Below are 13,479 nucleotides of genomic sequence, written 5' to 3'. Positions count from 1 at the left end.
AATGACATTAGAGCACCAGATGCATCCCCGCATCCATGCGCACGAACTCGCCCGTCATGTTGCTCGATGCCGGTGACGCCAGGAAGCAGACGAGTTGCGCGATATCCTCCGCGGTGGACGCGACCTTCAGCGGCACCTTCGCCACCACCGCATCGCGCACCGCTTTCGCGCCGGCCTCGCCGCGGCCCTTGGTGAACCAGGGCGTGTCGATGTAGCCGGGGCACACGGTGTTGACGCGGATCAGGGGCGCCAGCGCCCGCGCCAGCGACTGCGTCATCGTGTTGAGCGCGCCCTTGCTCGCCGCATAGGCAACGGAAGAGCCGCAACCGGAAATGCCGGCAACCGACGACACGTTGACGACGGCGGATGCCCGTCCCGACGCTTTCGCGCCGGCTTCGAGCTGCGCGCGCGCGGCGCGGATCATCTGGAATGGGCCGATCGTGTTGACCGCGTAGATGCGCTGGAAATCCTCCGCCGAAAGCCCGTCGAGGTCGTGATGCGGCACATGCTTGGTGGTGCCGGCATTGTTGACGAGCACGTCGAGCCGGCCCCAGGGCGCCGCGGCCGCCGCAATCTTTTTGCAGTCTTCATCGCGCGACACGTCGCCCTGCACCACCACGACCTCGGCGCCGGCGCTGCGGCAAAGATCGGCAGTGGCCTCGGCTTCCGCCTTGCTGTTGGAATAGTTGACGACGATGCGCGCGCCGTCCTTCGCCAGCATGCCGGCGGTGGCGGCCCCGAGGCCCGAAGCAGAACCGGTCACAATCGCGCACAAACCATCCTTCGACATCTCGCATTTCCTTTGTTGCTTTTTGGCTGGGGTCCGAACCGCCATGAACAGGCTTCACGGCTAGCATATCGTGCGGCCAAGGGCGTGCAAATCCGAAGAAGTCCGCTCAGCGGAATTATTCTTCTGCCGCGATCTTCATGCCGCCGCCTCATGCCGCCCTGCGGGCAGCGCTTGTCACGGCTATGGCTTTTGCCCATCATAAAGCGCAAGAAAAGACCGCAGCCGACCCGGCAATATCAGTTGGGATTGGCATGCCAATTTCAAATCGGGGAACGCTGTGGCGGAGAGTGAGAACATCGTTGCCGAGACCGCAGAGAAAATCTTTGCCGATCTCGCCGACGCCCAAACCATCAATCACGACAAGAAGGGTGAGTGGAAAGCCCCGCTCTGGCAGGCGCTGACGGATGCCGGCCTGCCCTTGGCGTGGGTGAGCGAGGATTGCGGTGGCTCGGGCGCAAGCCTCGCCGAAGGTTTCAGCGTGTTGAGCGCGGCCGGGCGCTTTGCAATCGCGGTGCCGGTGGCCGAGACCATGCTGGCCGGCTGGCTTTTGGCGCAGGCCAGGATCACCTCGCCCGCCGGGGAGATGACGGTGGTGCCCGCAAGCCCGAAGGACCGGATTACCGTCAACGCCGATGGCAGCCTGTCCGGCCGGGCGCGCGGCGTGCCGTTTGCCAAGGTCGCAAAACACTTCGCGGTGCTCGCCAGCGACGCCAACGGTGATTTCTCCATTGCGCTGGTCGATGCCGGCAAATGCCGGATCGACGCCGGGCTCAACCTCGGCGGCGATCCTTCCGATGTCGTGACGCTGGACAGGGTGCAGCCGGTCGCGATCAAGCCCGCGCCAAAAGGTTTCGACCAAACCCGGCTGATGCTGATGGGCGGCGTCGCGCGCTCCTTGCAGATCGCCGGCGCGCTGGAATCGATGCTGGAAATTTCCGTGCGCTATTCCAACGAGCGCGTCGCCTTCGAGAAGAAGATTTCCAAATTCCAGGCGGTGCAGCACAATCTGGCGCGGCTCGCCGGCGAGTCGGCCGCGGCCTTGGCCGCGGCAACCTCGGCCGCGGATGCCGTCGCCAACGCCACCTCGTTCAACGACGAAGTGTTTCTCGAAGCGGTGGCGGCCAAGATCCGCTGCGCGGAGGCGGCGGAGAAAGGCGGCAGCATCGCGCATCAGGTGCATGGCGCGATCGGCTTCACCGTCGAGCACATCCTGCATCGCTACTCGCTGCGGGCGCTGGCCTGGCGCGACGATTTCGGCTCGGAAAGCTACTGGGCGGTCGAGCTTGGCAGGCTTATAGCTATCAGAGGCGCTGACGAACTGTGGCCGCTGGTCGCCTCGCGCTGACATTCAAACCGATTTGCTGAGAAGTCGAGACACACAATGACCGCAGCCCTTCGTTTCGATCCGATCCGCCTGCCGCCCGTATGCGAAGCGTTGCGCAAGGAAGTGCGCGCTTTCCTTGCGGAAGAAATCGCCGCCGGCACCTTCGATCCGCACAAGCCGAACCGCGAAGACACCGACGTGCCGGAGTTCTCCCGCAAGGTCGGCGCGCGCGGCTGGCTCGGCATGACCTGGCCGAAGAAATATGGCGGCCACGAGCGCTCGTTCCTTGAGCGCTATGTCGTAACGGAGGAAATGCGCGTGGCGAACGCGCCGACGCGGCGCTTCTTCGTCGCCGACCGCCAGAGCGGCCCGGTGCTTTTGAAATACGCGCCCGAGCATATCAAGATGGAGATTCTGCCGCGCATCTGCAAAGGCGAGCTCTGCTTTGCGATCGGCATGAGCGAGCCGAATTCCGGCTCCGACCTGTTCGCGGCAAAGACCCGCGCCACCAAGACCGACGGCGGCTATCTGATCAACGGCACCAAGATCTGGACCTCCTCGGCCCATATCGCCGACTACATGATCGCGATCTTCCGCACCTCGCCCCCTACCAAAGAGAACCGCCGCCACGGCCTGACGCAGTTTCTCGTCAAGATGAAGCAGCCGGGCATCCAGGTGAACCCGATCGGCCAGATCACCGGGCAGTATGAATTCAACGAGGTGGTGTTCACCGACCACTTCATTCCCGACGATCACGTGCTCGGCGAAATCGACGGCGCCTGGAAGCAGGCTACTTCAGAGCTCGCCTATGAGCGCAGCGGCCCCGAACGCTTCCTGGAGACCTATTACGTCTTGACCGAGCTGGTCCGCGCCGTCGGCAACAACCCGGATACCCGCAGCGCCGAAGGCATCGGCCGGCTGGTGGCGCAGGTGCACACCATGCGGCGCATGTCGGTCTCGGTGGCTGGCATGCTGCAGGCCGGCAAGGAGCCGGTGGTGGAAGCTTCCATCGTCAAGGACATCGGCACCATCTGGGAGCAGCAACTGCCGCACCGTGTGCGCGAGCTCGCCGCCTTTGTCGAGGAAACCGCCACCAACCGCGAGACGCTGGAGAAGCAACTCGACTTCGCGATCAAAACCGCGCCGAAACTGACGATCCAGGGCGGCACCACCGAAGTGCTGCGCGGCATCATCGCCCGCGGGCTGGGTCTGCGCTAATTCAACGAGGAAACCCAATGACCAAATACACGGATATCGGCGTCGAGAAGCACGGCCATGTCGGCCTGATCGAAATCCGCAAGCCCCCGCTGAACTTCTTCGACGTCTCGCTGATCAACCAGATCGCGGATGCGCTGGAAGAGTTCGACAACGATATCGAAATCCGAGCTTCCGTGCTCGCCGCGCAAGGCAAGGCATTCTGCGCCGGCGCCGATTTCTCCGATCCGAAGCGGCAGGAGCAGGAAGCGCAGGCGGAGACCGACCCGGCGGCGAACCTGCCGATCAACCACCTCTACGTTCAGGCCGTGCGCATCTTCCGCAACAAGAAGCCGATCGTCGCCGCCGTCCATGGCGCGGCCATCGGCGGCGGGCTGGGCCTTGCTGTATCCGCAGACTTCCGCGTCACCTGCCCGGAAGCGCGCTTCGCCGCCAATTTCACCAAGCTCGGCTTCCATCCGGGCTTCGGCCTGACAACAACGCTGCCCGAACTGGTCGGCAGGAACAATGCCGAACTGATCTTCTACACCAGCCGCCGCATCACCGGCGAAGACGCCACCCGGATGGGCCTTGCCAATGTCTGCGTGCCGCAGGACCAGGTGCGCGCCGAGGCGATGAAGCTCGCAGCGGAGATTGCCGAATGCTCACCGCTCGGCCTGATCTCGACCCGCGCCACCATGCGCGCCGGCCTCGCCGACCGCGTAATGGCCGCCACCAACCACGAGCTCGCCGAACAGACCAGGCTCCGCGCGACCGAGGATTTCAAGGAAGGCGTCAAGGCGACGGCGGAGCGCCGCGCGGCGAACTTCAAGGGGCGGTGATCTCGCGCAGCTCTCTCATCCCGTCGTCCCGGCCTTGAGCCGGGACCCATACGCCGCGGCCCGCGCAAAGAGCACAAGCGGAGCTTCCTTCACCATCAGCATCTGTGGTTATGAGTCCCTGCGTTCGCATGCATTCGCAGGGACGACGGGTTGATGGATCTCGCTACGCCACCAGCCTGAACGTCACGCCACAGAGATCGAACGCGTCGTTCGATACCTTGCATCCCTTGGTCTTGGCTGCATCACGTACCTTGGCGACATTGGCGACCTTGAACGTCAGCCCGCTCATCAGATCACTGGCGCCCTTGGCGAAGCGGAAGCTGGCATTGGGCAGCTTCAATTCCGCCTCGCCGCTCGCGCCCTTGCTGACCGGCACTTCCAAAATCTCCCCCCAATGCGCGGCGAGCCCGTGTGGGTCGGGACCCTGCATCTCGACCTCCGTCAACGCCAGCGTCACATCCTTGCGGATCGCCTTCTGCCAGTCCGGGCCCGCCGGCGGATAGGGCCCGAGCACGTCGTCGCTGCCATCGGTGTGGTTGAACTCGATGAAGGCGGCGCGGCAGTCGCGCGGGTGCAGTTGCACGCCGTGATAAGGCGCGTGCGTGATCACGTTCGCGGTGCGCACGCCGATCGCGTTGGCATGCTTGCCGCGCGCGTCCGGATCGTCGCAGCAAAAGATCGCCATGTAGCCGCCGCGGCCGCCGGTCTTGTCGAGGAAGCGCCCCGCCGCGGTGCCCGGCTGGATCGGCGCCACCACTTCAAGCAAAATGGTGTCGATCGGCAGCAGTGCGTTCTCCAGGCCGTACTTGGCGACATTGCCGTCGCGGTAACAGACGTTGAGGCCCATGATTTCGGAGATGTCCGAGATCACCGGCTCCAGATGCGGCGCCACCAGGCAGATCTGCCGCAGCCTGAGATACTCGGCCATCTTAATGTCCCTGAAACACTGGCTTGCGCTTCTCGACAAAGGCCTTGGCCGCTTCCTTGTGATCGGCGGTGTCGCCGGAGCGCGAATGGTGGATGGCTTCGGCGTCGAAGCAGGCTTCCAGCGACATCGTCTCGGCGTTGTTGATGTTGCGCTTGATATAGCCGAGCGTCACCGACGGCCCCTGCGCCAGCGACATCGCAAGATCATGCGCCTCGGCGCCGACGTCGGCGTCCGGCACCACTTTTGTCACCATGCCGAGATTGTAGGCCTCCGTCGCGCTCAGCACCGGCGAGGTCAGATAGAGCTCGCGCGCTTTGGCGCTGCCGAGCATGTGGGTGAGGAAATAGGTGCCGCCGTAATCGCCCGACAATCCGACCTTGGCAAACGCCGTCGTGATCTTGCACGAGGCGCTGGCGACGCGCAGGTCACAGGACAGCGCAATCGAGAGCCCGGCGCCGGCCGCCGCGCCATCGAGCTGCGCCACCACCGGCTTCGGCATCTGGTGCAGGATGCGCGACACCTCCATGCCGCGGCGCAAGTTCGCCATCTTGGCCTCGAAGCCGAGCGGCGCCCTACCCTCGGCCATCGACTTGACGTCGCCGCCGACGCAGAACGTGCCGCCCGCGCCCTTGATCAGCACCGCGCGCACCTCGTGATCCTCGGCCGCGCGCCGCGCCGCCTCCACCAGCCCGCGCGTCATGTCCGGATTGAGCGCGTTGCGCCGTTCCGGGCGGTTCATGGTGATGGTGAGCAAGCCCTGCTCGAGTTTCTGGAGGACCATTTCGTTTGCGCTCATGGGATGGTGCCTTCGTTTGTTGTTTGTTAAAGCCGTCATTCCGGGATGGTGCGCTAGCACCAGACCTCAGGTGCGCAATTGCGCACCGGGAAATCTCGAGATCCCGGGTCGATGCTTCGCATCGCCCCGGGATGACTGCGTGACTTCGTCACTCCGTCACTTCTTCACCAGCGGACACCGCGAGGCTTCCAGCGGCTGGAATGCCTCGCCGCCGGGAATCGTCGCTAGCAGCTTGTAATAATCCCAGCGCGCCTTCGATTCAGACGGCTTCTTGACCTCGAACAGATACATGTCATGCACCATCCGGCCGTCCTCGCGGATCTTGCCGTTCTTCGCAAACATGTCGTTGACCGGCGTCTCCTTCATCACCTTCATGACCGCGGCGGCGTCCGTGGTGTTCGCGGCCTTCACGGCTTTCAGGTAGTGCAGGACGGACGAATAGACGCTGGCCTGCGCCGCGGTCGGAGGACGCTTGACGCGCTCCATGAAACGTTTTGAGAACGCGCGGGTGTCGTCGTTGAGGTCCCAGTAGAACGCTTCCGCCAGCAACAGGCCCTGCGCGGTCTCTAGCCCGACACTGTCGATGTCAGTGACGAAGGCAAGCAGCGGCGAGAGCTTTTGCCCGCCGCTCTTGGTCAATCCGAATTCCGCCGCCTGCTTGATCGCATTGATGGTGTCGCCGCCGGCATTCGCCAACCCCACGACCTTGGCCTTCGAACTCTGCGCCTGCAGCAGGAATGAGGAGAAGTCCGACGTGTTGAGCGGATGCTTGACGCTGCCGAGCACCTTGCCGCCGGCCTTCACCACCACATTGGTGGTGTCCTTTTCCAGATCCTGCCCGAACGCATAGTCGGCGGTGAGGAAGAACCAGGTCTCGAAACCTGATTTGACGGTGGCGAGCCCGGTCACGTTGGCCTGCGCAAAGGTGTCGTAGGAATAGTGCACGGTGTAGGGACCGCAGGCCTCGTTGCTCAGCCGGATCGAGGCCGGGCCGCTATACATCACGATCTTGTTGCGCGCTTTCGCGATCTCGCCGGCGGCGAGCGCGGTCGCCGACGCCGCGACGTCGTACAGCATCTCGACGCCCTGGTTGTCGAGCATGTCGCGCGCGATGCTGGCGGCAAGGTCGGCCTTGTTGAGATGATCGGCGGCGAGGATCTCGACCTTGCGGCCCAGCACCTCGCCGCCAAAATCCTCCACCGCCATCTTCGCGGCAGTCTCCGAGCCCGGCCCGGTGATATCGGCGTAGAGCCCGGACATATCGAGAATGCCGCCGAGCTTGAGCGGCGGCTTTCCTTGCGCCAATGCCGCGGTAGCCGACATCGCAAGCGCGGCGGCGAAGACGGCCGTCACTGCTCTCTTCATGGAGTTTCTCCCTGTGCCCGCGCCGCATTGCCTGCGGCTTTGAAATTGTTCGGCGCGATCATGCCGCATGGGGTCAGCAGCGGCAAGGACTGGACGTTTTCCGCTAAGCGGAATGATCTTGTGGAATGGGTGGAGCGAAGCGAAACCCGTCAAATACCGTTACGCGGAGAGATGATGGGTATCGCTTCGCTCCACCCATTCTACGGCAGCACGCATTAAGACGAGCGGCATCGAAATGTTCGTGTCCCGGACGCGGTGCGGCGTCGCTTGACGCTGCTCCGCAGAGCCGGGACCCATGGCGCCTCATATGGACCCCGGGTCAGCAGCACACCACGCCGCCAACGCGGCGCGTTGCGCAGCATCCGGGGAACGCAGCTCACTCACCCAACAGCCCCTTCCCCGGCACATGATTGAGCTCGAGCCGGATGCCGTCCGGGTCCTCGAACAGGATCGACTAATATCCCGTCGCCCACTGGTCCTCGCGCGGCGCGCGGATGATTTTGGCGCCGAGTGTCTTCAGGAAGCCGTGCAGCTCATCGACGTCGGCGCTCGCGGGCGCGGAAGCAGAGGTGATGGAGGCCGATGCGTGCTGTTCGAACGCGGCGCCTTCGTGCTCGGGTGACGGCGCGTTGATGCCCACCGCCGTGCGGCCGCCGACCAGTAATAGGTCGTCTCGGTGTCGATCACCGGCTTGAGGCCGAGAAACGGCAGCAGCTTTGAATAGAAATCGCGCGAGCGTTGGTAATTCGAGGCGGTGAGGAAAATATGTGCGATGCCGTTGACTTCCATTGTCTCCCTTTGTGTGGCAATCTTAGGTAGCAATGTCGTTGACAGTCGAGCATACAGAAACAGGCAGGTCGGAGCGCAGCATTATGATCGATCCGGCATCGCGTGGCAGCGCTGCGCTTCCGGCATGCGCCGCGTCGCTTCTCATGCTGACGTCCTTCGGACAAGCCGGCGCCGCCGATTGCTTGGCTGAGCGGCAAGGCGAAGGCCGCGTCGCCGCCGTGGTCGATGCGCGCAGCTTTCGCCTCGACGACGGCCGCGAAATCCGCCTCGCCAGCATCGAGCGCGAGGGAACCGATAGGGTCAGCGCCAGGGCCGCATTGTCCGCCATTGTCACCGGTCGCGACGTGACGCTACATGGCGAGGACGACACGCCGGATCGCTATGGCCGCCAATCGGCCTTCGTGTTTGTGGCGGGTTCGGAACACTCGGTGCAAGGTGAGCTGCTGCGCCGCGGCGAAGCGCTGCTTTCGGGCGATATATCCGACAAAAATTGCGCTGCAGCACTGGCTGCGGCCGAGCGCGCGGCGCGCGATGCCAAATTGGGCATCTGGGCGGAAACCACGGCCATAAAAAACGCGGAAAGTCCGGGCGATATTCTGGCCGCGATGGGGCACTTTACGGTGGTCGAGGGAAGAGTACTGTCGGTCCGGCAGGCGGGGGCAATCACGTACCTGAACTTCGGGCGGAACTGGACACGGGACTTTGCTGCGACTATTTCAAGGCGCATCATACCGGCGTTCGAGAACGCCGGCCTGGGACCTAAGTCGCTCGAAAATCGACGGATTCGTGTCCGCGGCGTAGTCTCGTCGCGGGGAGGACCGCGAATTGAGTTGCTTCGGGTGGGGCAAATTGAGGTGCTGGGCGGGAATTAGCGTTTGATTCGAAGACTGGGCACCGGTTTTCGCTTGGATCACGCGCAAAGTGAGGGATGAGATCAACGGTCCCGGTCGGGTCGTGATCTTAGTGGCTGATTTGACGAATCGTGCAGAACGGCGCGAGGGAAACACGGGCTGCCGTCTTTTGGCCGCGCCGGCGCTACTGTGCGTCGCGCTGACACTTGCCTCCTGTGGAAATCTAGGAAAAATCGAGACCGCCGCACCGACGGTGCCCGCGCCGAAGCCGAGCCGGACCGTGGCGCAGACGCCGGCGAGCGAGCGCGAACATGAGCGCATTCTGGCCTCCTATGGCGGCGCCTATGACGATCCAAAACTCGCGACCCTGATCGGCAAGACCGTCGACCGCCTCGTTGCGGCCTCCGACCGCCCCGACCAGGCCTACCGGGTGACCATTCTCAATTCCGGCGCGGTGAATGCCTTCGCGCTGCCGACGGGGCAGCTCTATGTGACGCGCGGCCTGATCGCGCTCGCCAGCGACACCTCGGAACTGTCCTCGGTGCTGAGCCACGAAATGGCGCATGTGCTGGCCAAGCACGCCTCGATCCGCGAGGACCAGGCGCGGCAGGCGGCGGTGGTGACACGCGTGGTCACCGACATGAGCAACGACCCGGATCTGACGGCGCTGGCGCTGGCGAAAACCAAGCTGACGATGGCGAGCTTCTCGCGGCAGCAGGAATTCGAAGCCGACGGCATCGGCGTCGGCATTGCGGCCCGCGCCCATTTCGATCCCTATGGCGCGGCGCGCTTCCTCGCCGCGATGGAACGCAACGCGGCACTGAAGGCCGGCAAGACCTCGCTCGATCCGCGTACGCAGGATTTTCTGTCGTCGCATCCGGCAACGCCCGAGCGCGTGCAGAACGCCCAGGCCAGCGCCCGGCAATACTCCTCGCCGCAGAGCGGCGAGCGCGACCGCGAGACCTATCTCGCCGCTATCGATAACATCGTCTATGGCGAGGACCCCAGCGAAGGCTTTGTGCGCGGGCGCCGCTTCCTGCATCCGAAGCTCGGATTTACCTTTCAGGCGCCCGAGACGTTCACGCTCGACAACACCGCGCAGGCCGTGATCGGCGTGCGCGAGGGCGGCACCCAGGCGATGCGCTTCGACGTGGTGCGGGTGCCGGCCGAGCAGTCGCTGTCCGACTATCTCAATTCCGGCTGGATGGAAGGCGTCGACAAGGGTTCGACCGAAGACCTCATGATCAACGGTTTTCCGGTGGCTTCGGCAAACGCGAACGGCGATCAGTGGCAGTTCAAGGTCTACGCGCTGCGCTACGGCAGTGACGTCTATCGCTTTATTTTCGCCGCCAAGCAGCGCAACACCGAAAGCGAGCGCAATGCGCGCGAGACCGTCAACTCGTTCCGCCGCCTGACGCTGGAAGAAATCCAGGCCGCGCGCCCGCTGCGCATCAAGGTCATCACCGTGCAGCCCGGCGACACCGTCGAATCGCTCTCCCACCGCATGTCCGGCCTCGACCGCCCCGTCGAGCGCTTCCGCATCCTCAACGGCCTCGACCAACACGCCCAAGTCAAGCCAAGGGACCGCGTGAAGATCGTGGTGGATTGACGCGCGGCCGAAACAAGATCACTCCCGTACTGACCCACACCCAGAAGTGAACCGCGAGAGCAGTAACCGCGCGAGGACATGTCTCGTCCAAGCGGAAAAAACAAGAGCCCCACCGAAGCGGGGCTCAAGATGATCAATACTTGCGACCTGAACCGCCCTGATCAGACTGGTCCTTCGTCGCAGGTGCCGGCGCATTGTTGTTCTGGTTGGTCTGCCCAGACGGCTGGTTGGAGCTCGGCTGATTGCCGCCTTGCGCCGGGGCCTGTCCAGTCGTCTGACCAGCCGGAGGCCGTTGCGTGCCGGCCTGGCCGGTAGTTGCCGGCTGGTTTTGTCCAGCCTGACCGGTTGTCGTAGGCTCATTCTGCCGGGCAGGCGCATTAGCCTGACCGGTATTCTGGCCGGTCACGTTCTGCTGCGCCGATGGCTGCTGGCCGGCGGTCGTCGACTGGTTCTGAGTGGCACTTATCTTGTTGGACACTCCGAGCGCGGCAACAGTACGCGTATCAATCGTGCCGCTGGCCTGCAGGCCCTGCCGCCGCTGGAAGACCATCAAAGCCTCGCGCGTACGGGCGCTGAACACGCCATCCGCTCTGCCAGTCAGCAAACCGCGTTGGATGAGCACCCGCTGCACCACGCGGATTTCGTCCGGGCTCAGATCGAGCGCCGCGACGCTGCCACCGCCAATGCGGCCACGACCCGTGAACCGCGTCCTCGGTCCTGCCGGGACAACGTCCACAATCCTCCGGCTCCGATCCACGAACACGATCTCGTCCTCCACGACGAAGAAGCTGTAGTCGCGGTAGGCCGGGAACGTGTCGATCAATACGGGGAATGCCGCGACCGACACAAAGGAGACATGCCGTGGCACCACGACGCCGGTGTTGATCCGGAAGTTGATGGAGTTGACGTTAACCCGCGCTACATTGCGCGAGCCAAGCACCGACTGCTGCAGCGTTGTCTGCTGTTGTGCAGTCACCGATACGCGGCCCGACATGCTCTGAGCGGCCGCACCCTGGCCTTCTACCCGCGCACTGGTCTGTCCCTGGGTGTTGGCGCCGGTCGTTGTCGACTGACCCTGCTGCGTCGCCTGGCCCTGCTGCGTGGTCTGACCTTGGGCTTGCCCCTTGGTGTTGGTGCCTGTGGTTGCACTCTGGTCCTTCTGGCCCTGCGTCGTCGCTCCGATGTTATCCCGGCGCTGCTGGCTCGTCTCTGCGCTCGCCGGTTTCTGCTGCGCCTTCTGTTCGGACTGACGCGTTTGATCGCCACGGCCTTGCCCCACGGTCTGATCCTTCCCGCGGTACGACTGATCCTTGTCCTGCGCCTTTCGTTCAGACTGACGCAGTTGATCGCGCTCGCCACGGCCCTGTCCCACCGTTTGATCCTTTTGCCCGCGATACGACCGATCCGCGCCAGTCTGTCGCTCGCCCCTATCCATCGCGCGGCCGCTCTCCCTTATTCCTTCGCTACGCTGTGCGCGCGATGGCGCAGCAGCAGGGCTTTCTGCCCGGCCTTGCGTCATCCCTTCGCCGCGGGATGCGCCGCCTGCGCCTTGCGAAATTCCACCTCCCGACTGCTTCTGTTCGGCGGCACCGCTGCCAGCTCCTCCACCGGCGCTTATTCCGCCCCCGGCGCCTGCTCCTCCGCCGGCACCCATTCCGCCACCGCCGCCACCATCACGCATGCCTTGTGCCGCCGCCAGACTGACGCCCGCGAGCAGCGCTGCTGTGGTCAGCAGGAACCTGCTCTTTCTAATACTGTGCATGTGAACCCTCCTCCGTTTGCCTCGCAGCATTTTTTCGACGCGGTACTTTCGAACTGCGCAGTTCAAGGCTCCGTCATGAGTGACGGACCTGCTGCAAACGAGCGCGCTCGTCCGAGTTTCCGGTCTGCTGGGAAAACGAAGCCCCAATGCCATTTGTTCCCATTCATGCCGTTGCGCCAGCGGGACACACGGTTCCGGAGCGAAACTCGTTTCTACGATTGGCGCCAGTGGACCTACGTCGGTCAGCGCGGACATGTTGCAGTGGCGAAGAAGCGAGATGACTCAATTGACGCACTCGGTCGAGCCGGTGCGGTGCAGATTGAAATAGGCGCTGCGGGTGTCCGCTTCCGGTGATCACCAAAAAGGGTTGCCGTCAAACCAGTTGTCTTATGATAGCGACCAGACAAGTCTGCGACACCAGTATCGAAGCTAGCTCGGCCACCGTTCTCGCGGGCATCAATTACGAGCGTTGAGCAGCGCAACACCGAAAGCGAGCCGTAGACCGATGGCAAGGTCGAACGCTTTTGGCGCACGCTCGATCAGGACCTCATCGAGGGCGCAACCTTCGACAATCTCGACCACTTCGCCAAAGAGCTGTTCGAGTACCTCATCTACTACAACAACCACAGACCCATCAGGCCTTGGTCGGCGCGAAGCGCCGCCGGATGACAGGCTCCGCGAAGCAATCCACGCGCAGCTCGGGGATAGAGGATTGCTTCGTCGCTTGCGCTCCTCGCAATGACACGGAGAGCGCTGCGTGTTACCGGGAATTTGTGCGATTTAACTCTACTCGATCGTCACGCGCGCGCGCCAGCGCGCCTCGAAGCTATTGGCATCGTCGAGCAGCCGCGCCTGCGCGTCCAGGGGATCGCTGCGCTTCTCTGTGACGACGCTGGCGGGCGCCGGCTCGGACTTGGCTTGCGCTGGCGCCGCTGCCGGCCATTTCAGCGATGATTTCGAAATCACGGCCTTGCCGGCGTACCAGCATTTGCGCCCGTCGATCAGGCGCCAGGACCAGTGCCCGTGATTTGACGCCGCCGCACGGCACTCCCTGACCTGTGCGGCCGGCGCGCTGACCGGAACAAGCGCGGCCAGGAGAGCTGCCGAGAGAGCTGCCATGGCAAAGGCGAACAAGACTGTCTGAACCTGCCCTTTCATCGAACCCCCTTGCGGTAGATCTGGATGCGGGCCGGACATTCTTCCCCGATTCTGGTCAGAAGAGGTCGAAA

At 63.8% G+C, this 13,479-nt stretch carries 13 protein-coding genes; 6 read left to right on the top strand and 7 right to left on the bottom strand.

All coding sequences use genetic code 11. The features are described from left to right. Positions 1-7: 7 nt before the first annotated feature. Positions 8-790, bottom strand: a complete 783-nt coding sequence (locus tag HCN50_RS09500) for an SDR family NAD(P)-dependent oxidoreductase (protein ID WP_171709387.1) — start codon at positions 788-790, stop codon at positions 8-10. Positions 791-1,067: 277 nt separating this feature from the next. On the opposite strand from HCN50_RS09500, the gene HCN50_RS09495 reads away from it, so the two are divergent. Genes HCN50_RS09495 through HCN50_RS09485 form a run of 3 tightly spaced genes read left to right on the top strand, consistent with a single transcriptional unit; the run spans position 1,068 to position 4,150 of the window. Further along, on the top strand, positions 1,068-2,135 hold the full coding sequence (locus HCN50_RS09495; RefSeq protein WP_171709386.1) for an acyl-CoA dehydrogenase family protein: 1,068 nt from the start codon (positions 1,068-1,070) through the stop codon (positions 2,133-2,135). Between the two features lie 36 nt (positions 2,136-2,171). Continuing rightward, positions 2,172-3,332, top strand: a complete 1,161-nt coding sequence (locus HCN50_RS09490) for an acyl-CoA dehydrogenase family protein (RefSeq protein WP_171709385.1) — start codon at positions 2,172-2,174, stop codon at positions 3,330-3,332. A gap of 17 nt (positions 3,333-3,349) precedes the next feature. After that, complete coding sequence (locus HCN50_RS09485; protein ID WP_171709384.1) at positions 3,350-4,150, top strand: enoyl-CoA hydratase/isomerase family protein; 801 nt, start codon at positions 3,350-3,352, stop codon at positions 4,148-4,150. A gap of 163 nt (positions 4,151-4,313) precedes the next feature. On the opposite strand, the gene HCN50_RS09480 is transcribed toward HCN50_RS09485, so the two are convergent. From HCN50_RS09480 to HCN50_RS33050, 4 genes are all read right to left on the bottom strand, one after another. Further along, positions 4,314-5,078 carry a VOC family protein gene (locus HCN50_RS09480; protein WP_171709383.1) on the bottom strand — a complete coding sequence of 255 codons (765 nt, stop codon included), beginning with the start codon at positions 5,076-5,078 and terminating at the stop codon, positions 4,314-4,316. 1 nt (position 5,079) lies between these two features. Beyond that, the gene (locus tag HCN50_RS09475; RefSeq protein ID WP_171709382.1) at positions 5,080-5,874 is read right to left on the bottom strand and encodes an enoyl-CoA hydratase; all 795 of its coding nucleotides are present in this window, start codon (positions 5,872-5,874) and stop codon (positions 5,080-5,082) included. A 156-nt stretch (positions 5,875-6,030) separates the two neighbouring features. Then, positions 6,031-7,239 carry an ABC transporter substrate-binding protein gene (locus HCN50_RS09470; protein ID WP_171709381.1) on the bottom strand — a complete coding sequence of 403 codons (1,209 nt, stop codon included), beginning with the start codon at positions 7,237-7,239 and terminating at the stop codon, positions 6,031-6,033. 454 nt (positions 7,240-7,693) lie between these two features. Continuing rightward, positions 7,694-7,879, bottom strand: coding sequence for a hypothetical protein (locus tag HCN50_RS33050; RefSeq protein ID WP_210264863.1), 186 nt, complete (start codon positions 7,877-7,879; stop codon positions 7,694-7,696). A gap of 232 nt (positions 7,880-8,111) precedes the next feature. On the opposite strand from HCN50_RS33050, the gene HCN50_RS09460 reads away from it, so the two are divergent. Together HCN50_RS09460 and HCN50_RS09455 are read left to right on the top strand one after the other, a co-directional pair. Beyond that, the gene (locus HCN50_RS09460) at positions 8,112-8,900 is read left to right on the top strand and encodes a thermonuclease family protein (RefSeq protein ID WP_171709380.1); all 789 of its coding nucleotides are present in this window, start codon (positions 8,112-8,114) and stop codon (positions 8,898-8,900) included. Positions 8,901-9,000: 100 nt separating this feature from the next. Next, on the top strand, positions 9,001-10,488 hold the full coding sequence (locus HCN50_RS09455; protein ID WP_171709964.1) for a M48 family metalloprotease: 1,488 nt from the start codon (positions 9,001-9,003) through the stop codon (positions 10,486-10,488). A gap of 133 nt (positions 10,489-10,621) precedes the next feature. On the opposite strand, the gene HCN50_RS09450 is transcribed toward HCN50_RS09455, so the two are convergent. Beyond that, positions 10,622-12,250 carry a peptidoglycan-binding protein gene (locus HCN50_RS09450; protein WP_171709379.1) on the bottom strand — a complete coding sequence of 543 codons (1,629 nt, stop codon included), beginning with the start codon at positions 12,248-12,250 and terminating at the stop codon, positions 10,622-10,624. Positions 12,251-12,799: 549 nt separating this feature from the next. Between HCN50_RS09450 and HCN50_RS34750 the strand changes: the two genes are divergently transcribed. Next, positions 12,800-12,919 (top strand): IS3 family transposase, encoded by a 120-nt coding sequence (locus HCN50_RS34750; RefSeq protein ID WP_171709963.1) that lies wholly within the window; start codon positions 12,800-12,802, stop codon positions 12,917-12,919. Positions 12,920-13,036: 117 nt separating this feature from the next. On the opposite strand, the gene HCN50_RS09440 is transcribed toward HCN50_RS34750, so the two are convergent. Beyond that, on the bottom strand, positions 13,037-13,408 hold the full coding sequence (locus HCN50_RS09440; protein ID WP_171709378.1) for a hypothetical protein: 372 nt from the start codon (positions 13,406-13,408) through the stop codon (positions 13,037-13,039). Positions 13,409-13,479: the final 71 nt, after the last annotated feature.

Origin of the sequence: Bradyrhizobium archetypum (assembly GCF_013114835.1) — a bacterium.
In the GTDB taxonomy this organism is placed as follows: domain Bacteria; phylum Pseudomonadota; class Alphaproteobacteria; order Rhizobiales; family Xanthobacteraceae; genus Bradyrhizobium; species Bradyrhizobium archetypum.
This window is presented reverse-complemented; position numbering and strand designations above follow the sequence as displayed.

Coding starts and splice junctions, on each gene's coding strand:
- HCN50_RS09480 (WP_171709383.1), bottom strand. CDS start 5,078: ATGGCCGAGTATCTCAGGCTGCGGCAGATCTGCCTGGTGGCGCCGCAT.
- HCN50_RS09475 (WP_171709382.1), bottom strand. CDS start 5,874: ATGAGCGCAAACGAAATGGTCCTCCAGAAACTCGAGCAGGGCTTGCTC.
- HCN50_RS09485 (WP_171709384.1), top strand. CDS start 3,350: ATGACCAAATACACGGATATCGGCGTCGAGAAGCACGGCCATGTCGGC.
- HCN50_RS09500 (WP_171709387.1), bottom strand. CDS start 790: ATGTCGAAGGATGGTTTGTGCGCGATTGTGACCGGTTCTGCTTCGGGC.
- HCN50_RS09450 (WP_171709379.1), bottom strand. CDS start 12,250: ATGCACAGTATTAGAAAGAGCAGGTTCCTGCTGACCACAGCAGCGCTG.
- HCN50_RS09470 (WP_171709381.1), bottom strand. CDS start 7,239: ATGAAGAGAGCAGTGACGGCCGTCTTCGCCGCCGCGCTTGCGATGTCG.
- HCN50_RS09490 (WP_171709385.1), top strand. CDS start 2,172: ATGACCGCAGCCCTTCGTTTCGATCCGATCCGCCTGCCGCCCGTATGC.
- HCN50_RS09440 (WP_171709378.1), bottom strand. CDS start 13,408: ATGAAAGGGCAGGTTCAGACAGTCTTGTTCGCCTTTGCCATGGCAGCT.
- HCN50_RS09460 (WP_171709380.1), top strand. CDS start 8,112: ATGATCGATCCGGCATCGCGTGGCAGCGCTGCGCTTCCGGCATGCGCC.